Source organism: Streptomyces cyaneofuscatus (assembly GCF_042718795.1).
GTDB lineage: Bacteria > Actinomycetota > Actinomycetes > Streptomycetales > Streptomycetaceae > Streptomyces > Streptomyces cyaneofuscatus_A.
The window spans coordinates 100785-121916 of record NZ_JBHXOX010000030.1 but is presented as its reverse complement, the minus strand read 5'-3'; the positions used below and the strand labels follow the sequence as shown (position 1 = coordinate 121916).

General features: G+C 74.1%; 11 protein-coding genes. 8 read left to right on the top strand and 3 right to left on the bottom strand.

The features are described from left to right. The first annotated feature begins 167 nt into the window (after nucleotides 1-167). From ACFWRT_RS30195 to moeZ, 5 genes are all read left to right on the top strand, one after another. Nucleotides 168-2108: a DUF3492 domain-containing protein gene (locus tag ACFWRT_RS30195; RefSeq protein WP_380953581.1), complete on the top strand. Its 1941-nt coding sequence runs from the start codon at nucleotides 168-170 to the stop codon at nucleotides 2106-2108. 37 nt (nucleotides 2109-2145) lie between these two features. Continuing rightward, entirely contained in the window at nucleotides 2146-3543 is a 1398-nt protein-coding gene (locus ACFWRT_RS30190; protein WP_380953582.1) for a hypothetical protein, read from the top strand. A 217-nt stretch (nucleotides 3544-3760) separates the two neighbouring features. Continuing rightward, nucleotides 3761-4726 (top strand): NAD-dependent epimerase/dehydratase family protein, encoded by a 966-nt coding sequence (locus ACFWRT_RS30185; RefSeq protein ID WP_018510116.1) that lies wholly within the window; start codon nucleotides 3761-3763, stop codon nucleotides 4724-4726. After that, the gene (locus tag ACFWRT_RS30180) at nucleotides 4714-5568 is read left to right on the top strand and encodes a spherulation-specific family 4 protein (RefSeq protein ID WP_380953583.1); all 855 of its coding nucleotides are present in this window, start codon (nucleotides 4714-4716) and stop codon (nucleotides 5566-5568) included. The genes ACFWRT_RS30185 and ACFWRT_RS30180 overlap by 13 nt, the downstream gene beginning before the upstream one ends. A gap of 99 nt (nucleotides 5569-5667) precedes the next feature. Then, complete coding sequence (moeZ, locus tag ACFWRT_RS30175) at nucleotides 5668-6846, top strand: adenylyltransferase/sulfurtransferase MoeZ (protein WP_030561087.1); 1179 nt, start codon at nucleotides 5668-5670, stop codon at nucleotides 6844-6846. Between the two features lie 107 nt (nucleotides 6847-6953). On the opposite strand, the gene ACFWRT_RS30170 is transcribed toward moeZ, so the two are convergent. From ACFWRT_RS30170 to ACFWRT_RS30160, 3 genes are all read right to left on the bottom strand, one after another. Continuing rightward, complete coding sequence (locus ACFWRT_RS30170; protein ID WP_380953584.1) at nucleotides 6954-8534, bottom strand: alpha/beta hydrolase; 1581 nt, start codon at nucleotides 8532-8534, stop codon at nucleotides 6954-6956. A 97-nt stretch (nucleotides 8535-8631) separates the two neighbouring features. Further along, nucleotides 8632-10233 carry an alpha/beta hydrolase gene (locus ACFWRT_RS30165; RefSeq protein ID WP_380953585.1) on the bottom strand — a complete coding sequence of 534 codons (1602 nt, stop codon included), beginning with the start codon at nucleotides 10231-10233 and terminating at the stop codon, nucleotides 8632-8634. A gap of 99 nt (nucleotides 10234-10332) precedes the next feature. Next, nucleotides 10333-13308: a lysylphosphatidylglycerol synthase domain-containing protein gene (locus ACFWRT_RS30160; protein WP_380953586.1), complete on the bottom strand. Its 2976-nt coding sequence runs from the start codon at nucleotides 13306-13308 to the stop codon at nucleotides 10333-10335. 221 nt (nucleotides 13309-13529) lie between these two features. Between ACFWRT_RS30160 and ACFWRT_RS30155 the strand changes: the two genes are divergently transcribed. The 3 genes from ACFWRT_RS30155 (at nucleotide 13530) to ACFWRT_RS30145 (ending at nucleotide 21130) form a co-directional block, all read left to right on the top strand. Next, nucleotides 13530-13955: an MGMT family protein gene (locus ACFWRT_RS30155; protein WP_380953587.1), complete on the top strand. Its 426-nt coding sequence runs from the start codon at nucleotides 13530-13532 to the stop codon at nucleotides 13953-13955. Nucleotides 13956-14170: 215 nt separating this feature from the next. Then, entirely contained in the window at nucleotides 14171-17584 is a 3414-nt protein-coding gene (locus ACFWRT_RS30150) for an ATP-dependent helicase (RefSeq protein WP_380953588.1), read from the top strand. A 54-nt stretch (nucleotides 17585-17638) separates the two neighbouring features. Beyond that, entirely contained in the window at nucleotides 17639-21130 is a 3492-nt protein-coding gene (locus ACFWRT_RS30145) for a UvrD-helicase domain-containing protein (protein ID WP_380953589.1), read from the top strand. Nucleotides 21131-21132: the final 2 nt, after the last annotated feature.

Here is a 21132-nt window from a genome sequence, read left to right as displayed (position 1 = left end):
GTCCCCTCTTCCCCGCGCTGGGTGTTTTATTTTTCCTAGCTCACCCCGTGTGGGGGGCTCCCGCCCCCCCCCCCCCCCCCCACCACCGGCGTATCCGCTTACGGTCGTCCCGCTGCGAGTCGCCGTTCCAACGGCGGCCGCCCACAAGGGAGATCGGGGGTGTACTCGTGCGGATCGGACTGCTCACCGACGGTGGCTATCCGTATGCGACCGGTGAGTCCAGGCTCTGGTGCGACCGGCTGGTGCGCGGGCTGCCGCAGCACGAGTTCGACCTCTTCGCACTGAGTCGCTCCGCCGACCAGGAGGAGCAGGGCTGGGTCCGGTTGCCGCACCACGTCAGCCGGGTGCGCACCGCGCCGCTCTGGACCCCCGAGGACGGCACCCTGCGCGGCAGCGGTGAACCCCGTCTGCTCGCCAGGCTGGTGACCGGCGGGGGCGTGTCCTACGGGCGGCGCGACCGCAGGCGCTTCGCCGCCCATGTGCGGGCGCTGGCCACCGCGATCTGCGCCGACGAGGAGGCCGGTGCGGAACCGGTCACCGATGGCGGACTCTTCACCGAGGGCTTCTACGGCCTGGCCGAACTGGCCCGGGAGCGCGGCGGACTCCACCTCGCCCTGCGCTCCGAGGCCACCGTCCGGATCCTGGAGGCCGCCTCCCGCGCCCGGGGCGCCGGCCGGACCGTGCAGAGCGCCACGGTCGTGGACCACCTCGCCTTCGCCGCCGAACTGGAGCGCGTCCTGCGCCCGCTCTCGCTCGACTGGTACGACCCCGAGAGCCTCGGCGCCGTCGACCTCTGCCACGCGGCGTCCGGCGGCGCGGCCGCCATCCCGGGGCTGCTGGCCAAACGCTTCTTCGGTGTGCCGCTGCTCGTCACCGAGCACGGCGTGCAGCTCCGTACGCACTACCTGGCCGCGCCGGACGCGCCCTTGAGTGCTCCCGTACGCGCTCTCCTCGCCGGCTTCCACACCCTGCTGGCCGCCGAGGTCTACCGGCAGGCCGCGCTCGTCACCGCGGGCAACACCCACGTACGCCGCTGGCAGCAGCGGTGCGGCGCCGACCCCGCCGCGCAGCGCACGGTCTATCCGGGCATGGCCGCCGAACGCTTCTCCGCCGTCGGCGAGGACGACGACGCGGGCGGCCCGGACACCCTGGTCTGGGTCGGCCGGATCGAGCCCGCGAAGGACCTGATCGCCCTGCTCCACGCCTTCGCCGAGGTCCGCCGCGCCGAACCGGACTCCCGTCTGCGGATCTTCGGCGCCCCGGCGGAGGGCGGCGAGGCCACCACGTACCTGGCGCACTGCCGGGCGCTGGCCGCCCAGCTCTTCCCGGACGAGGCCACCGGCGCCCACACCGAGGGCGTCAGCCCGGTCACCTTCGAGGAGATCGGCGGCCCCGAGGTCCCCGACCTCGCCGAGGCCTACGCGGCGGGCGGCGTGATCGTGCTCTCCAGCGTGGTCGAGGGCTTCCCGATCAGCCTCGTCGAGTCGATGTTCTGCGGCCGCGCCACCGTCTCCACCGACGTCGGAGCGGTCGTCGAAGTCATCGGCGGCACGGGGCTGGTGGTGCCCCCGCGCAACCCGCGGGCGCTCGCGGACGCCTATATCGCGCTGCTGCGCGACCCCGAGCGCCGGGCGCGGTTGGGTGCGGCGGCCCGGGCCCGCGCGCTCGAACTCTTCACCGTCGAACAGAACCTCGCGGCATTTCGCGGCATTTACCTGGAGCTGATGTCCCACGCTCCGGTGCGCCGGGAGGCCGACGCCGTGGACGCCGACGGCGAGCCCCTGCTCTTCGCCGCCCCGGCGGAGGCCCGGCTGCTCGGCCCCTGGACCCAGCCGCAGCCGGCGGCCGTCGGAGCCCGGGTGGCTGGCTGGGCCGCCGGCGGGGTGGAGTCGGAGGGGGAGGCCGAGGGAGTGCCTGAGGGGGAGCGCGCCGGGGATGCGCGCCCCGCCCGGCATCCCGGGCGCGCCGGGCGGCCGGGCCGCTCCCCGCAGCCCGGACCGGAGCGTTCCGCCCGGCCCGAGCCGGTCGCCCCCCGGCACCCCGGGCCGGCCTCGGAGCCCGAGTGCGTCTGTGCGACGGCCTGCGGACCGGGGGACGGCGATGCGTGACCACCCGATCCGGTCCGACCACGGAGAAGACGCCCCGATGCCCTGTCCGGACGACGCCGCCGTGCAGGCGGACACCTCTGCCGACATCCAGGCCGATACCCCTGCCGTCGCTGAGGCCGATGCCCCTGCCGATCTGGATGCCGCAGTGCCGGTCGCTGTGCGCCCGGCGGCTGCCGAGCTCGCCGACGTCCCTCCCGCCGACGTTCCTACGGCCGACGCCCCTCTCGCCGAGCTCGTCGCCGCGTCCGCCTCGGCTCCCGCGCCCGGCACCCGCGCCGCCGCCGTACCGGATCGCGCCACCGAGGTCCCGTCCCGCGCGGCCGAGATTCCTGCGCGCGCCGAGCGGCGCAGGCCCGGCGCCCCCGCGCGCCGGGGCCCCGCCGACCCCGTGAAGTCCCTCATGCACCACCACCGCGACCTGTGCGAACGGGCCGTCAGCCCCCTGGAGATCGCCGCCGGTCTGGAGGCCCACGGCCTCACCGACCGCACCGCCGCCCGCTACCGCCACCGCGATGTGTTCGCCCTCGCCGAGGAGCTGTACGCCCGCACCCCGGCCCGGCCCGCCGGGCCCGCCGTGGCCGCGTCCCCGCCGCCGGGCCCCGACACCGAGGCCCGCGCCGGGTGGACGCTGCTCGCGCTGCTCCCCGGCGCCGCCTGCCTCGCCACCGCCGGGCTGCTCCGGGTCACCGAAGGGGTGCTCGGCGGGGGAGTGCGGGCCGCCGTGACGGTCACCGGCGCACTCCTGGCGTGCCTGGCGCTCCGGCTGTGCCTGCGCCGGGGCCCGCTGCGCGCCCCCGAAGGAGCGGGCCGCGCCGGGATGTACGCCTGCTGGCTCCTGAGCTTCGCGGTGTACGGCGAGGGGCTGATCGCCCAGGTCGTCAGCGGCGGCCCGGACGGCCCGTGGGAGGCCGGCCCCGCTCCGCTGCTCGGGCTCACCGCGGCCCTCGCCCCGGCGGCCTGGTGCGCGCACCTCTTCACCGTGCGGGCCCACCGCAAACTCACCGGCAGCCGCGCACTGGAGGAGTTCGGCGCCGGCGTGCGCCCCCTCCTCCTGGCGGCCGTCGCGCTCTTCGTCTGCGCCCTGCTGCCTCTGCTGTTCCTGGCCGACGTCGGCTTCGGCGGTGACGGGATGCCGGTCGCGGCCGCCGCCCTCGGGGTGCTGTTCTTCCTGGCCCGGCTGCTCGCCGCGCACGGACTGCCCGAGCCGGGCACCGTCGCCCTCGCCGCCGCCTGCGCCCTGGAGGCCGCCGCACCCGCCCTCGTCCTCGCCGGCCGGCTGCCCGGCCTCGAACCGCTGGCCCGGCCCGTCCACGCCCTCGTCGCGGCGGGCGGCCCCGGAGCCGTCGCCGCCCTCGCCTGCGGGGCGGCGGCGCTCGGACTCCTGGTCCACGCCTCCGCCGCGCTTTCCCGGGCCTCGGCCCACACCAGGGCCTGAGCCCACCCACGTACCACCACCGGACCCCCCCCAATTGCCCCACCGCACCACCGCCCCACTCCCGCGGAGCCGACGCCGCGGGCCTGTCCGACACCGCACGAACCGACCCACCGCACGAACCGACCCCTCGAACGAACTGACCGACCAAGGAGTAACCCGCCATGACCCCCCAATCCCCCGCACCGGCAGCCCGCCGTCGGCACCGAGGCGGTGCGCGATGAGGGTGCTGCTGCTCGGAGCCAACGGATTCCTCGGCCGCTTCGTCGCCGACCGGCTGCTCGCCGACCCCGCTGTCCACCTCACGGCCCTTGGCCGCGGCGACGACGCCGACGTCCGGTTCGACCTCGCCGGCGGCAGCCCGGGAGCGCTCACCCGCTTCCTGGACGCCGTCCACCCCGGAGTCGTCGTCAACTGCGCGGGCGCCACCCGCGGCGGCGCCCGCGACCTCACCCGCCACAACACCGTCGCCGTCGCCACCGTCTGCGAGGCCCTGCGCCGCAGCGGCTGCGGGGCGCGGCTCGTCCAGGTCGGCTGCGCCTCCGAGTACGGCCCCTCGCAGCCCGGCTCCTCCACCGCCGAGGACGCCATCCCGCGCCCCGGCGGCCCGTACGGCGTCAGCAAGCTCGCCGCCACCGAACTGGTCCTCGGCTCCGGCCTCGACGCCGTCGTGCTCCGGGTCTTCTCACCCGTCGGCCCCGGCACCCCGGCGGGCTCACCGCTGGGCCGGCTCGCCGAAGCGATGCGCCGGGCCATGCAGTCCGGGGACGGTGAGCTCAAGCTCAGCGGCCTCGGCGTGCAGCGGGACTTCGTCGACGTACGGGACGTGGCGCGGGCCGTGCACGCCGCCTCGCTCTCCGCCGCCCAGGGCGTCGTCAACATCGGCACCGGGCGCGCCGTCCGCCTCCGCGACGCCGCCGCCGTCCTCGCGCGGGTCGCCGGATACGCGGGCGCACTCCACGAACTGGACTCCCCGCCCCCGCGCCTGCCCATCGGCGCTCCGCGCACCTCCGCCGAGTCGGTCATGGAGCACCTCTCGGCGACCCCGTCGCCCTACCCGGACGGCTGCGGCGTCTGGCAGCAGGCCGACGTCCGCACCGCGCGGGACCGGCTCGGCTGGCGCCCGCGGATCAACCTGGAGGAGTCCCTCGCGGACATCTGGATGGAGGCGGCGTGCCGCATCTGACCGCTCCCGCCGACGCCCGCAGGACCGCGGGCGGCGAGCAGCTCGGCTTCGGCGTCCCCGGCTACGCCCACCCGCTGCTCGCCCCCGCCGAATGGGCCGAGCTGATCCGCCCCGGCACCCCGCTGCACTGGGCCGTCCTCAACATCGCGGACGGCCCCGGCACCCGGCCCGACCCGCACTGCCTGGAGGTGGCCGGCAGACTCCGTAACGCCCGGGAACGCGCCCTGCACGGCGAGGCCCCGGACGACTCCGTACGCGCCTGCGGCGGCCGGCTCCTCGGCCACCTCGATCTCGCCCACGGCAACCGGCCGTTCGAGGAGCTGATCGCGGACGCCCGGGCCTTCATCGACTGGTACCGGGTCGGCGGCTTCTACCTCGCCCGCTGCCCCGCCGAGCGGTCCGAGCTCCCCGGCGTACGCCGTCTCACCGCCACGCTCCACGCGCTCCTCGCGGAGAGCGACAGCGCGGACAACGGCGGCCGCCTGGTGCTGGGCCACGGCACCCACCCGTACCCCGGGTACGCGGAGGCGGCCGACCAACTGGTCACCTTCCAGGGCCCGTGGACCGACTACCGCTGGTCACAGGTGGCCGAGTGGACGGCGGACTATCCGCCGGAGCGGTTCGCGCACTTCGTCCACGGGGTGCCGCGCACCCATCTCGACGAGGCGATGCGCGTCGCCCGCTGGCAGGGCGCCGGGACGATCTTTTTCACGGACCGGGGCGGCCGGAGCGGCGACGGACGAGGCGACGACGGACGGAGCGGGCAAAGCGACCCATTCGCGGCGCTGCCCAGGTACTGGGACGAAATCGTCTCGCGGATCGGACCCGGTATCTCGGAATGAGAAGGGGCGTGGCAGTGTTACCGGAAGAACAACCGTACGTAGTCGATGTACGCGCAGTCGACGTACGTAAATCCGACCACCTGCATTGTTGAGGTTCCTGTGTCGCTGCCACCCCTGGTCGAGCCGGCCGCCGAGCTCACCGTCGACGAGGTTCGCAGGTACTCCCGCCACCTCATCATCCCGGATGTCGGGATGGACGGGCAGAAGCGCCTGAAGAACGCCAAGGTGCTCTGTGTGGGCGCCGGCGGGCTCGGCTCGCCGGCCCTGATGTATCTCGCCGCGGCCGGCGTCGGCACGCTGGGCATCGTGGAGTTCGACGAGGTCGACGAGTCGAACCTGCAGCGCCAGATCATCCACAGCCAGGCCGACATCGGCCGGTCCAAGGCGCAGTCGGCCAAGGACTCCGTGCTGGGCATCAACCCGTACGTCAACGTGGTCCTTCACGAGGAGCGGCTCGAAGCCGAGAACGTGAAGGAGATCTTCGCCCAGTACGACCTGATCGTGGACGGCACGGACAACTTCGCCACCCGCTATCTGGTCAACGACGCGGCCGTGCTGCTGAACAAGCCGTACGTATGGGGCTCGATCTACCGCTTCGACGGCCAGGCCTCCGTGTTCTGGTCCGAGCACGGCCCCTGCTACCGCTGCCTCTACCCGGAGCCCCCGCCGCCGGGCATGGTCCCCTCCTGCGCCGAGGGCGGCGTGCTGGGCGTCCTGTGCGCGTCGGTCGGCTCCATCCAGGTCACCGAGGCGATCAAGCTGCTCGCCGGCATCGGTGACCCGCTGGTCGGCCGCCTGATGATCTACGACGCCCTGGAGATGCAGTACCGCCAGGTCAAGGTCCGCAAGGACCCCGACTGCGCGGTCTGCGGCGAGAACCCGACCGTCACCGAACTCATCGACTACGAGGCCTTCTGCGGCGTCGTGTCCGAGGAGGCCCAGGAGGCGGCGGCCGGCTCCACGATCACTCCCAAGCAGCTCAAGGAGTGGATCGACGGCGACGAGAAGATCGAGATCATCGACGTCCGCGAGCCGAACGAGTACGAGATCGTCTCGATCCCGGGCGCGAAGCTGATCCCGAAGAACGAGTTCCTCATGGGCAACGCCCTCCAGGACCTCCCGCAGGACCGCCGTATCGTCCTGCACTGCAAGACGGGTGTCCGCAGCGCCGAGGTCCTCGCGGTCCTCAAGTCGGCGGGCTTCGCCGACTCGGTGCACGTCGGCGGCGGCGTGATCGGCTGGGTCAACCAGATCGAGCCGGAGAAGCCGATCTACTAGAACGTCACGCGGTTCAGGTGAAAAGGGGCCGGTCCACCTCGTGTGGACCGGCCCCTTTCCTTTTCCCGTACGCGTTCACCCGCAGGCCGTGCGGTTCCCCGTGCGCGTCACCCGCAGGTCGTGCCGTCCTGCGGAACCTTCCCGTCCAGGAAGTAGCCGTCCACGGCCCGCGTCACGCAGTCGCCCTCGCCGTACGCCCCGTGCCCCTCACCCTTGTTGGTGAGCATGATGCCGACGCCCTTGCCCAGCTCGTCCGCCATCCGCTGCGCCCCCTCGTACGGGGTGGCCGGGTCGCCGGTCGTCCCGATCACCAGGATCGGGCCCGCGCCCGGCGCGCTGGTCTCCGGCGTCTCGTGCTCCCCGTCGACCGGCCACTGGGCGCACCAGCCGGCCGTGTCCCAGGCCAGGAACGGCCCGAACACCGGGGAGAGCCTGCGGAACTCCGGCAGCAGCGCGCGGGCCTCGTCCACGGTGGGGCGGGCCTTGGAGTCGGCGCAGGAGATGGCCCGCTGGGAGTGGGCCTGGGTGTCGTAACGCCCTTCCTCGTCCCGCCCGTTGTACGAGTCGGCGAGCTGGAGCAGCCCGTCGCCCGTGCCCTTGCTCTCCGCCTCGTCCAGGGCGGCCGTCAGCGCGGGCCAGCCGGACTGCGAGTAGAGCGGGGTGACGATGCCGGTGACGGCGAGGGACTCGGTCAGCTCGCGGCCGGACGCGGTCGGCAGCGGCTTCCGGTCGATCCTGGCCAGCATCCGGGCGATGCGCTCCGAGCCCGCCTTCGGGTTCTCGCCGCGGTCCTTGAGGTAGTTCTCCAGGGCGCGTTGGAAGCCGGTCGCCTGGTTGCGGGCGTGCCCTACGCCGTCGGCCGTCGGGTCGATGACCGCGTCCAGGACGGTGCGCCCCACGTTCTGCGGGAAGAGGTGCGCGTACGTGCCGCCCAGCTCCGTACCGTAGGAGAAGCCGAAGTACGACAGCTTGTCGTCGCCGAGGACCTCGCGGATCAGGTCCAGGTCACGGGCGGCGTTGGCCGTGCCGACGTGCGGGAGGACCTTGCCCGAGCGGCGCTGGCAGCCCGCGCCGAAGTCCGCGCCGTCCTTGATGAACACCGCCTCCTCGGCCGCCGTGTCCGGGGTCAGGTCGACGCTCCGGGCAGCCTGCTCCTGCTCCTCGTCGGTGCGGCAGTTCACCCCGGAGCTGGCCGCGACCCCGCGCGGATCGAACCCCACCAGGTCGTAGCGGGAGTTGAGCTTCTCGTACGAGGAGGCCGCGCGCGGCAGTATCTCCACGCCCGAACCGCCCGGGCCGCCGAAGTTGAAGAGCATCGAGCCGAGCCGGCGGTCCTTGTCCCGGGCCTGCTTGCGGATCAGCGCGACGGCGATGGTCTCGCCGGACGGCTTCGCGTAGTCCAGGGGCACGTCGACGCTCGTACAGCGCCAGTCGGAGCCGGGCGCGCTGCCGCCGCTCGGGGCCTCGCAGCGCTGCCAGTCGGGGCGCTGGGAGGTGAGGGCGGCGGGCAGGGGCGGCGTCTTCGGGGTCTCCTTCAGGCCCGGTGAGGGGGAGGCGGAGGTGTCACCGGGGCGGCCGTCCGCCCGATCGCGCGGCTCCGGTTCCGTGGACAGCAGGCCGCAGCCGGCGAGCAGTCCCGCCGTCAGGAGGGCCGCTCCGGTCCGGAGAACCCCTTGGTGCGCACGCATGATCCCGCATCCCTCCCCGTGGCCCGAAGCCGGTGATGACGACGCGTCGGGCGCTTGTGATGTCCCGTCATGCTAAAGGCTGCCGCGCGGGTGCGGATCACTCGCAGACGGTGCCCGACTTCGGCACCGTACCGTTCAGGAGATAGCCGTCGACGGCCCCCTGGACACACGTGTTCTTACTGTTGTACGCGCCGTGGCCTTCGCCCTTGTATGTCAGCTCGACGCCTACTCCCTTGCCGAGTTTCTCCACCATCGCCTTCGCGCCCGCGTACGGGGTCGCCGGGTCACCGGTGTTGCCGATGACGAGGATCGGGGCGGAGCCGGGAGCGCTGACGTCGGGGGTCACCCAGGCGCCCGCGACCGGCCAGCCGGTGCAGCCCATCAGGCCCCAGCCGAGGTACTCGCCGAACAGCGGTGACGCCTTGCGGAAGGCGGGCAGGGCCGCCTTGGTCTGCTCCAGGGTGAAGCGCTGCTTGTCGTCGGCGCAGTTGATCGCGATGTTGGCCGCGTTGGAGTTGTCGTACCGCCCGTCCTCCGAGCGGCCGTTCAGCGAGTCGGCCAGCGCGAGCAGCAGGGCGCCGGAGCCGCCGTCGGCCTCGTCCAGGCCCTGCTCCAGCAGCGGCCAGGTCTCCTTGGAGTAGAGCGCGGAGGCGATGCCGGTGGTGGCCAGCGTCTGGGTCAGCGCCCGGTCGCCGAGCCCGTCGATCGGCTCCTTCTCCAGGTTCGCCAGGAGGTCGGCGATCCACTCCTCGACCTCCTCGCCGGTGGCGCCGGGCAGGGCGCACTTGTCGCCGCGGTCCGCGCAGTCCTTCGTGAAGTTGTCGAAGGCGAGCTGGAACCCCTGGGCCTGGCCGAGCGAGGACTGCTCGGCGTCCTTCGTCGGGTCGACCACCGCGTCGAAGACCGCCCGCCCCACCTTGTCCGGGTAGAGGTGGGCGTAGACGCCGCCGAGCTCGGTGCCGTAGGAGATGCCGAAGTAGTGCAGCTTGTCGTCGCCGAGCACCGTGCGCATCAGATCCATGTCGCGGGCGGCGTTCGTGGTGCCCACATAGGGCAGCTCGGGGCCCGAGTTGTCCTTACAGGTGGCGATGAAGTCCTTCTGGCCCTCCACGAACTCCTTCTCCTCCGCCGCGTCGTCCGGCGTGGAGTCCTCCTGGTACAGGGCGTCCAACTGGGCGTCGTCCGCGCACTCCACGCCCTTGCTGCGCCCCACCCCGCGCGGGTCGAAGCTCACCAGGTCGTACCGGCCGCGCAGCCGGTCGTAGTCCGCGCCGAAGGCCGGCAGCGTCGCGACCCCGGAGGCGCCGGGCCCGCCGAAGTTGAACACGAGCGAACCGATCCGCCGCTTCTGGTCCTTGGCCTTCCCCCGGATCAGCGCCAGCTCGATCGTCCGGCCGTCCGGCTCCGCGTAATCCAGCGGTACGTCCATGAAGGAGCACTCCCAGACCGCGCCGCCGGGCAGGGGCGAGGGAGACTCACCACCGCCCTGCGCCACGTTCGGCGCCGGACACGGCGACCACTCCAGCTTCTGCGACGCCAGCTCCTCGGCGGTGGCCGTGGGGGAGGCGGTCGAGGCCCCGGAGGGCGTGGAGCGGCCCTCTCCGCCCCCGTCGCCGCCGTCCGAGCAGCCGGCCAGGGGCAGCAGCACGGTGGCGGTGGCGGCGAGGGCGGCGGCACGCAGAGCGGGGGAAGTCCTCATGGGCTCCATCGTGCGGCGGGGTGCCGGGGAGCGCGCTGGGGCGCGGTCCATGCGGGTGGTGCGCCCTCCCGGACGCTGACAGCTCGCCTTCCCGGATACCTAGAGCTCACCCTTCCGGGTGAGCTGGTTGAAGGCGATCCACCCCGGCAGCACCGGCAGCCACAGCGTCATCACGCGGTACAACAGCACCGCCGGCGCCGCGACCTCCATCGGCAGCCCGACCGCGATCAGGCCCAGCGTCAGGGCGCCCTCGACCGCGCCCATCCCGCCCGGGGTGGGTGCGGCGGAGCCGAGCGCGTTGCCCGCGAGGAAGACCACCGCGATGCTCGCGTAGCTCAGCTGGGTGACGTCCGGTCCGCTGAACGCCCGGATCGACGCGTCCAGGCAGAGCACGAACAGGCCGGTCAGCAGCAGCATCCCGCCGATCCCGGTGACCAGCTTCTGCGGCCGCTGCACCACGTCCAGCATGCGCGGCACGACCCCGGCGAAGAGCGAGCGCACCCGGGTCACCACGAACTTCCGCATGAACGGGATGGCCGTCACCACGAGCACCAGCACCGCGACGGTCAGCAGACCGGCGATCACCGTACGGGAGGGGGTGAGCGAGTCCGGGGTCTTCTCCGTGCCCGTGAGGTAGCCGAAGAGGGCCAGCAGGAGGATGTGGCAGCCGAGCCCGAAGAGCTGCGATGCCCCGACGCTCGCCACGGCCAGACCGGGGCGCACTCCGGCGCGTTGCAGGAAGCGGGTGTTCAGCGCCACGCCTCCGACGGCGGCCGGGGCGACGATCTTCACGAACGAACCGGCCACCTGCGCCTGCACGGTCTTCAGGAACGGCACCCGCTCCGGCACGAAGCCCAGCAGGCTCATCGCCGCCGCCACGTAACTGAGCGCGGAGAAGCCGAGCGCGGCGGCCACCCAGCCCCACTCCGCCTGCTCCACGAGCACGCCGAAGTCGGCCTGGGTCACCTGGGAGATCAGGAAGTACGCGGCGATGGCCCCGGCGATGAAGCTGAAGAGGGTACGCGGCTTGATCCGCTCCAGGCGGACCGGTTCGACCGGTGCCTGCGGGCGGATCAGCAGCACCTGGCGGCGGATCTGCGCGAGCAGGTCCCCCTCCCGGGCCTCCTCCATCGCGTCGTCCACAGCCCGCTTCTCGGCCTGCTTCTCCGCCTGCTTCTCGGTCCGCAGGGACTTGCGCTCGGCCTTGGGGCCGGGCTTGGGCTCGACCTGAGCCTCGGCCCCGGCCTGCGCCGCGTCGTCCGCCGCGTCCCGCGCCCGCGCCTCCTTGGCCGCCCGCGACGCCTCCAGCACCGCGTCCCGCTCCTGCTGCGACCGCTCCCGCGCGAGCCGGCGCAGCGTCGCCCGGGTGGAGCGGCTCAGCGCGATCGGCTGGAGCAGCGGCAGGCAGTCCGCGACGGCGTCCGGGCCGAGTACGGCCAGGGCGCCGGAGACCGAACGCTCGGCCCCCACCCGCAGCCCCAGGGTGGTCAGCAGTTGCGCCACGTCCATCCGGAGCACCAGGTCACCGGCGGCGATCTCACCGCCGCGCAGGTCCGTCACGAACACCTTGCCGGAACGATCCACCAGCAGCGCGTCACCGGTCAGCCTGCGGTGCGCGATCCGGCGCGACTGGAGGGCCTTCACCTGACGCCAGGCGCCGCGCACCAGGTCGTCGGTGATCTCCTCGTCCTCCATCTGGTCCAGCGACCGGCCGCCGATGTGCTCGTAGACGAGCATCACCGCGTCCGGGCCCAGCTCGGAGGTGGCGATCAGCTTCGGCGCGTTCGCCCCGGCGGCGATCGCCGCGTACGCGAGCAGCGCCTCCTGCTCCAGCGCCTGCCGCAGCGACTGGATCGAGCGCCGCTGGGTGAGCGTGCGCAGCGTGAGGCGGCGCCAGGCCCGGTAGAAGAACCCCTGGGCCTGCTGCTCCCGGTCGACGACCGTCACATCCAGCGGGGGCCCGTCCTCCAGGGTGACCAGATACCGCCGGCCCCGGTCGCTCGGGTCGGCGGTATCGCTGTCGGCGGCGTCCTCGGTGCGCATCGCGGCGACCGGCCGGAAGCCGACGTGCCGCAGCCCCGCCATCAGGTGCTGGCCGGTGGGGCGGACGTTCGGGGAGCCGACCGCGTACAGCGTTCCGTACGCCACGGTCCAGCCGATCAGGACGGTCAGGATGATCGAGAAGGGGGTGGTGTACCCGCCGACGAGCATCGCGAACGCGTCGAGCAGCAGCACCGCCCAGAGCACGACCCGCCAGCGCGGCCGTCTCGCCATCCCGACGGCGGTCATGTACGCGATCACGGGTGCGAGGTAGCCGTGCACCGGGTCGGTCAGTCCGGCGCCCGGCTGGGGCTGCGTCAGCGCCTCCTGGATGGTGCCGGGCGCGGTGCGGGAGACCCAGAGGTCGGTGGCGAGGGTGACGCCGTGGGCGAGTACGGCGGCGAGGACGCCGTCGGCGATGCGCAGCCCGTCCCGCTTGATCAGCCGTTCGATGGCGAAGGCGACCGGGACGAGCAGCACGGCGATGCTGGAGACCAGCCCGGCGATCTTGATCAGCAGATCGGGCGCCTGCTCGGTGCCCTTGGAGATGTCGTCCTCGAGGCCGGTGGTGGTGCCCTGGGCGAACGCGGCGATCGCGAACAGTACGGCGATGGCGGCGATGCCGATGAGCAGCCGCATCAGGTCGGAGGGGCGGTGCACCCGGGCGGGGAGCAGCGGCTCGTCACCGGAGACCCGGTCGCTCAGAGCGGCCTCGGCGGAGGCGAGCGTGGAGCCGGTGAGGTGGCCGCTGGTGGACGTGGTCGCCGCTGCGGGGCCTTCGGCCCGGACCGTCTCGGCGCGCGCCGGAGCGTTCGAAGGCGCTGGGGCATTCGAAGGCGCCGGAGCGACCGAGGACTCCGGCGTGCTGGTGGGCTCCGGAGCGATCGGCGCGTGCTCCCCGGCGGGCTTCGGCGCACTCGGCGCGCGCTGCCCGGCGGGCTCAGGCGTACGCTCCGCGCGCTCCCCGGCGGACCCCGGCGCACTCGGTGGGCGCTCTCCGGCATCGGAGGCGTCCGCCGCCTTCGGTGGCTGCACGCCCTGCTCCTTCGTCGCCTCTGGTTCGTCTTCGTGGTCTCGTATCACCGGTCACCGCCCGGATGATGGTGGCACGGCCCGGAGACGGAGGGGGGCATCAGGGTGCGTCGCCCGGGCGCGGGATGCGCAACATACGCCCCTTTGCACCTGCGCGCACGCTCGGTGACCGTACCGAGACGGTTCCGGCCGCGCTGTCGGTGGCGTACGGCAGGATGGGGCGGATGAGCCAGGACGAGAGGGACCAGGACGAGAGGGACGAGACGGACGACGGGCAGCCGGGTGCGCTGCCGGAGTACGCGGAGCGGGTCCTCGACGTCGCCGACCTGATCCCGCCGGGCCGGGTCATGACGTACGGAGATGTCGCGGAGTGGCTGGGCGACGGCGGGCCCCGGCAGGTCGGCCGGGCGATGACCCTGTACGGCTCCGCCGTGCCCTGGTGGCGTGTGGTGCGGGCGGACGGGGCGCTGCTCCCGGGCCACGAGCTGCGGGCGATGGACCACTACCGGGCGGAGGGGACGCCGCTGCGTGAGGCGTCGCGTCAGGCGGACGGCCACCTTCCGCGGCTCGACATGCGCCGCGCGCGCTGGGACGGGAGCGGAGGTGAGTCCTCCGGTCCGGTCGGCCAGGGCGAGGAAACTCACACCTGACGGTGGCCGCCGACGACCGCGTCCGGCCGGGCGCGCGCCGGTGCGTGACGAGAGGCGCAGCGCAGCCGCCGCCTCCCGCGCGCCCGCTGGCGTAGCGTCGTCACCGCGCTTCACCCGCGCCTCCTCTCCTCGTCCCTCTACAAACTCTTGTGAACGACCCTTTTCGGGCTGTACGACCCGTACGGCCCGTGAACCCACCAGGACCGGCGATCCACGTGAGCTCCTCCTCTTCCACCCGGCACAGTCCGCACCGTGAACCACGGCCGCGGACCACGGGCGCGTACCGCCTGGTGCGCACCCCGCCGGGTTCCGTGGAGCCTCCTCTCCTGGACGCAGGCCAGCGTGCTGTGGTTGATCACGCCGAGGGACCGCTGCTCGTCCTCGCGGGGCCCGGCACCGGCAAGACCACCACGCTCGTGGAGTCCGTGGCGGCCCGGGTGAACCGGGGCGCCGACCCCACCCGCATCCTCGTCCTCACCTTCAGCCGCAAGGCCGCCGTCGAGCTGCGCGACCGGATGGCGGCCCGGCTCGGCGCCGCGCGCGGTCCGCAGGCCACCACCTTCCATTCGTACTGCTACGCCCTGGTCCGCGCCCACCAGGGCGCCGATCTCTTCGCCGATCCGCTGCGGCTGCTCTCCGGGCCGGAGCAGGACGTCACCGTCCGCGACCTGCTCGCCGGCCAGCTCGACCTGGAGAAGGAGGGCCTGCCTCACGTCCGCTGGCCCGACGAGCTGCGCGCCTGCCTGACCACCCGTGGCTTCGCCGACGAGGTGCGCGCCGTGCTCGCCCGCAGCCGCGAACTGGGCCTCGGCCCGGACGCGCTCGCCGCTTTCGCCCGCCGGACGGGCCGCCCGGACTGGAGCGCGGCGGCCCAGTTCCTCGCCGAGTACCTGGACGTGCTCGACGCCCAGGGGGTGCTGGACTACGCGGAGCTGGTCCACCGTGCGGTGCTGCTCGCGGAGCGCCCCGAGGTCTCGGCGCGGCTGGCGGGTGCGTACGACGCGGTGTACGTCGACGAGTACCAGGACACCGACCCGGCGCAGGTACGCCTGCTGCACGCGCTGGCGGGGAACCGGGTGGGCGGCTCTCGGAGCTCCGGGCGCGCGGCGCACGCCGGGGCAGGGAACCTGGTGCGCGGCGCCAGCGACGGGCGCCAGGAGCGCGGCGCGAGTGCCGGGCGCACGCTGGTGGCCTTCGGCGACCCCGACCAGTCGATCTACACGTTCCGGGGCGCCGATGTGAACGGCATCCTCGAATTTCCCGACACCTTCCGGCGGGCCGACGGCACCCCCGCCCCCGTCGGCGTCCTCACCACCTCCCGCCGCTCCGGCTCCGAACTGCTCGCGGCGACCCGGCTGCTCACCCGCCGTATGCCGCTGACCCGGCTGCCCGCCGACACCGTCCGCGCCCACCGCGACCTGCATGCCGTCCGGGACGGCGGCCGGGTGGAGACGTACACCTATCCGACCGCCTCCACGGAGCTGGACAACATCGCGGACCTGCTGCGCCGCGCCCACCTGGAGGACGGGGTCCCGTGGCGTGAGATGGCCGTGCTGGTACGGGCCGGAGGCCGCTCGCTGCCCGCCGTCCGCCGCGCCCTCACCTCGGCGGGCGTCCCTCTGGAGGTCGACGGCGACGACCTCCCGCTCCGCCACGAACCGGCCGTCGCCCCCCTGCTGACGGCCCTGCGGACGGTGGCGACGGCGGCGCTGCACCACCTCCCCGAGGAGGATCCGGGTGAAGCCGGAACGCCGCCCTGGCTCACCACCGAGACCGCCCTCACCCTCCTCACCTCCCCCCTCGGCTCCATGGACGCCGCCGACCTCCGCCGCCTCGGCCGGGCCCTGCGCGACGAGGAGCGCGCCGCCGGAATCCGGGTCCCCGCCCCCTCCGACGAGCTGCTCGCCCGCGCCCTGGCCGAGCCCGAGCGGCTGGTCACCCACGACCCGGCGTACGCCCACGGCGCGCAGCGCCTCGGCGCGCTCCTGCGGAAGGCCCGTGAGCTTCTCGAAGGCGGCGGGACCGCCGAGGAGGCCCTGTGGACCCTGTGGAACGGCACCCCCTGGCCGGGCAGGCTGGAGCGGGCCGCGCTGCGCGGCGGGGCGGGCGGACGCAACGCCGACCGGGACCTCGACGCGGTGTGCGCCCTGTTCGAGACGGCGGCACGCGCCGAGGAGCGCACCGGCGGGCGCGGGGCGCTCAACTTCCTGGAGGAGGTCGACGCCCAGGACATCGCCGCCGACACCCTCTCCCGGCGGACCGCCCGCCCCGACGCCGTACGCCTGATGACCGCCCACCGCTCCAAGGGCCTTCAGTGGCGGCTCGTCGTCGTCGCCGGGGTCCAGGAAGGACTGTGGCCCGACCTGCGCCGCCGGGGCTCCCTCCTGGAGGCGGACCGGATCGGCCGCGACGGGCTCGCCGAACCCCTCACGCCCGGCGCCCTCCTCGCCGAGGAGCGCCGCCTCTTCTACGTCGCCGCCACCCGCGCCCGCGAACGCCTCGTCGTCACCGCCGTGAAGGCCCCCGCCGACGACGGCGACCAGCCCTCCCGCTTCCTGACCGAGCTGGGCGTCGAACCCCGCGATGTCACCGGCCGCCCGCGCCGCCCCCTCGCGGTCGCCGCGCTCGTCGCCGAGCTGCGGGCCACCACCGTCGACCCGGCGGCCTCCGACGCCCTGCGCGACGCCGCCGCCCACCGTCTCGCCCGGCTCGCCGCGCTCACCGACGACGAGGGCCAGGCACTCGTGCCCGCCGCCCACCCGTCCCGCTGGTGGGGCCTGGAGGAGCCGACCCGCTCCGCCGTCCCGCTGCGCGACCGCGACCAGCCCGTCACCCTCTCCGGCTCCGCCCTGGACCAGCTCGCCAACACCTGCGCCCTCCAGTGGTTCCTGGGCCGCGAGGTGAAGGCCGACGCCCCGGCCACCGCCGCCCAGGGGTTCGGCAACGTCGTCCACGTCCTCGCCGACGAGGTCGCCTCCAGCCGTACGCCGGCCGATCTCGACGTCCTCATGGAGCGCCTGGACTCCGTCTGGAACGGCCTCGCCTTCGACGCCCCCTGGAAGTCCGAGCAGGAGAAGGACCAGGCCCGCGCCGCCCTGGAACGCTTCCTGCACTGGCACGTCCTGGACCGCGGCGGCCGCACCCCCGCCGCCAGCGAGCACGACTTCGACGTGACCTTGGAGGCGGGCGCGTACGCCGTCCGCATCCGCGGCTCGATGGACCGGGTGGAGGAGGACGCCGCGGGAAGGGCATACGTCGTCGACTTCAAGACCGGCAAGGGCGCGCCCACCAAGGACGAGGTGGCCGCCCACCCCCAGCTCGCCGTCTACCAGTTGGCCGTCCGCGAGGGTGCGGTGGACGAGGTCTTCGACGGCCGGCGGCCCGAACCCGGCGGCGCCGAACTGGTCCAGCTCCGCCAGCCAGCCCCCAAGAAGGAGGGCGGCGACGCCTTCCCCAAGGTGCAGGCGCAGGAACCGCTGGCCGGGGAGTGGGTCTCCGACCTGCTCGCGACGGCCGCCGGAAAGGTCCTGGACGAACGGTTCACGCCCACCACCGGCACCCACTGCGCCCACTGCACCTTCCGCGCCTCGTGCAGCGCGCAGCCGGAGGGGCGGCAGGTGGTGGAGTAGGGCACGCGTGGGCATCGGCCCGGGTTGTCAGTGGCTCCGGTTACCGTTTCCCACGTGTCCGCACGCATCACCGATCCCGAGCAGCTCAAGGAGCTCCTCAAGATCCCCTTCACCCCGGAGCAGACGGCCTGCATCACCGCGCCGCCCGCCCCGCAGGTGATCGTGGCCGGAGCCGGGTCGGGGAAGACCACGGTGATGGCCGCCCGCGTGGTCTGGCTGGTCGGCACCGGCCAGGTCGCCCCCGAGCAGGTTCTCGGCCTCACCTTCACCAACAAGGCGGCGGGCGAGCTGGCCGAGCGCGTCCGCAAGGCGCTGATCGCCGCCGGGGTCACCGACCCCGAGGTCATCGACCCGGACAACCCGCCGGGCGAGCCCACCATCTCCACGTACCACGCGTTCGCCGGCCGCCTCCTCACCGAGCACGGCCTGCGCATCGGCCTGGAGCCCTCCACGCGCCTCCTCGCCGACGCCACGCGCTACCAATTGGCGGCAAAGGTGCTGCGGGAGGCCCCGGGGCCGTATCCGGCGCTCACCCGCTCGTTCCCCACCCTCGTCAGCGACCTCCTGGCGCTCGACGGGGAGCTGTCGGAACACCTCGTACGATCCGGGGCGCTGGAGGCGTACGACACCGAGCTGCTGCACGGACTGGCCACCGCCAAGCTCAGCAACGCCGACCTGCGCAAGATCCCCGAGACCGCCGAGGCCCGCCGCTCCCTCCTCGGCCTCACCGAGCGGTACCGCACCGCCAAGCGGAGCCGGGACCTCCTGGACTTCGGCGACCAGATCGCCCTCTCCGCCGAGCTGGCCCTGACCCGGCCCGAGGTGGGGGAGATCCTGCGGGACGAGTTCCGGGTGGTGCTGCTCGACGAGTACCAGGACACGTCGGTCGCCCAGCGGCTGCTGCTGTCGGCGCTGTTCGGCAGCGGTAGCGGCAGTGGCACGGAGTCGCAGCCCACCGGCCACGCGGTGACCGCCGTCGGTGACCCCTGCCAGGCGATCTACGGCTGGCGCGGCGCCTCCGTCGCCAACCTGGACGACTTCCCCGAGCACTTCCCGCACGCCGACGGCACCCCCGCCACCCGCTACAGCCTCAGCGAGAACCGGCGCAGCGGCGGCCGCCTCCTCCACCTCGCCAACGGCCTCGCGGAACCCCTGCGCGCGATGCACGAGGGCGTCGAGGCGCTGCGCCCCGCGCCCGGCGCCGAGCGCGACGGGATGGTCCGGTGCGCCCTGCTGCCCACCCACAGCGAGGAGATCGACTGGCTCGCGGACTCCCTCGCCCACCTCGTGCGCACCGGCACCCCGCCCGGCGAGATCGCCGTCCTGTGCCGCACCGCCGGGGACTTCGGGCAGATCCAGGCGGCCCTGGTCGCCCGGGACATCCCGGTCGAGGTGGTCGGCCTGGCCGGGCTGCTGCACCTGCCCGAGGTGGCGGACCTGGTCGCCGTCTGCGAGGTCCTCCAGGACCCGGGCGCCAACGCGTCGCTGGTCCGTCTTCTCACCGGTCCGCGCTGGCGCATCGGCCCCCGTGACCTCGCGCTCCTGGGCCGCCGCGCCCGCCTCCTCGTCCACCGGGCCGCCCAGGGGGACGGTGCCGACCCGGACCGGCGGCTCGCGGAGGCCGTCGAGGGTACCGACCCGGCCGAGGTGATATCGCTCGCGGACGCCCTGGACACCTTCCTGATCGCGGCGGACGCGGCGGACGACGGGCTGCCGTTCTCGGCGGAGGCCCGGGTGCGCTTCGCCCGCCTCGCCCGCGAGCTGCGCGACCTGCGCCGCTCGCTCGCGGACCCCCTGATGGACGTCCTGCACCGGGTCCTGGCCACCACCGGCCTGGAGGTCGAGCTGTCGGCATCCCCCCAGGCGCTGGCCGCCCGCCGCCGCGAGACCCTCGCCAACTTCCTCGACACAGCGGCCTCCTTCGCCGCCCTGGACGGAGAGGCGTCCCTCCTCGCCTTCCTCGGCTTCCTGCGGACGGCGGCGCAGTACGAGAAGGGCCTCGACAACGCGCTGCCCGGCGGCGAGAACACCGTCAAGGTCCTTACCGCGCACAAGTCCAAGGGCCTGGAGTGGGACGTGGTCGCCGTGCCCGGACTGGTCACCGGCCAGTTCCCGAGCGACCGGGCCCGGGACGCCTGGACCGCCCAGGCCAAGGTGCTCCCGCACGCCCTGCGCGGCGACGCGGAGACGCTCCCGGTGCTGGACGCGTACGACGCCAAGGGCATGAAGGCGTTCAAGGAGGAGATGAAGGAGCACCAGCACACGGAGGAGCTGCGCCTGGGGTACGTCACCTTCACCCGCCCCCGCTCCCTGCTCCTCGGCTCCGGCCACTGGTGGGGCCCGTCCCAGAAGCGGACGCGCGGCCCGTCCGCCTTCCTGGAGGCGCTGTACGAGCACTGCGTGGCGGGCCACGGCGAGATCGAGGCCTGGGCGGACGAGCCCGCCGAGGACGAGGAGAACCCGGCCCTGGCGGCGCCCGACACCGACCTGGCCTGGCCGCTCCCGCTGGACGCCACGGCCCTCGCCCGCCGCCGCGCCGCCCGGGACACGGTGCTCGCCCACCTGGAGCGCCTGGCTCTCCAAGGGGACGAGCGGCCACCGGCGTACGCCCCCGGACCCGACGGCATACCGGCGCACGACCTCTGGGACGACGAGCTTCCGCTCGACGAGCCCCCTGCCGACGAGGACTGGGACTGGGACGCGCTTCCCACCGAACGCCCCGCCGGTACGCCGGACACCCAGGAAGCCCCGGAGCCTGTACGGGCCCCGGCACCGCACATCCCCGCCGCCCGCCACCCACAGGAAGAACCGCAGGAAGGACCGCAAGAAGGCCCGGCGGACCGACTCACCCCCGAGGAGGCCCGCACCCTCGCCTCCTGGGACCGCGATCTCGACGCGCTGGCCGGGGAGCTCCGCCGCGCCCGCGCCACCGTGCACGACGTCCTCGTCCCCGCCTCGCTCTCCGCCACCCAGCTCCTCCGCCTGGCCGAGGACCCCGACGCCTTCGCCAAGGAGCTGGCCCGGCCCATGCCCCGCCCGCCGCAGCCCGCCGCCCGCCGGGGCACCCGGTTCCACGCCTGGGTGGAGTCCCGGTACGAGGAGCTGCCGCTGCCCATGCTCGGCCCCGACGAGCTGCCCGGGGGCGACGAGAGCGACGCGGAGATCGCCGACGAGCGGGACCTGGCCGAGCTGAAGGAGGCGTTCGAGCGCACCGCGTACGCCCGGCGCACGCCGTACCGGGTGGAGACCCCGTTCCAGATCACCCTCGCGGGCCGGGTGATCCGGGGCCGTATCGACGCCGTGTACCGCACGGGTGACACCTACGAGATCGTCGACTGGAAGACCACCCGCCACCGCACCGCCGACCCGCTCCAGCTCGCCGTCTACCGTCTCGCCTGGGCCGAACTGCACGACCTGCCGCTCACCGCGGTCACCGCCACCTTCCTCTACGTACGCAGCGGGGAGACCGTCCACCCCCAGGGGCTGCCGGGCCGGGCGGAGCTGGAGCGGATCCTGCTGGACGAGCCGGCCCCCGAGGACGGATAGGC

Bases quoted from the DNA above. Each gene is read 5' to 3' on its own strand.
- ACFWRT_RS30165 (WP_380953585.1), bottom strand. From the start codon at position 10,233: ATGAGGACTTCCCCCGCTCTGCGTGCCGCCGCCCTCGCCGCCACCGCC.
- ACFWRT_RS30185 (WP_018510116.1), top strand. From the start codon at position 3,761: ATGAGGGTGCTGCTGCTCGGAGCCAACGGATTCCTCGGCCGCTTCGTC.
- ACFWRT_RS30170 (WP_380953584.1), bottom strand. From the start codon at position 8,534: ATGCGTGCGCACCAAGGGGTTCTCCGGACCGGAGCGGCCCTCCTGACG.
- ACFWRT_RS30155 (WP_380953587.1), top strand. From the start codon at position 13,530: ATGAGCCAGGACGAGAGGGACCAGGACGAGAGGGACGAGACGGACGAC.
- ACFWRT_RS30190 (WP_380953582.1), top strand. From the start codon at position 2,146: ATGCCCTGTCCGGACGACGCCGCCGTGCAGGCGGACACCTCTGCCGAC.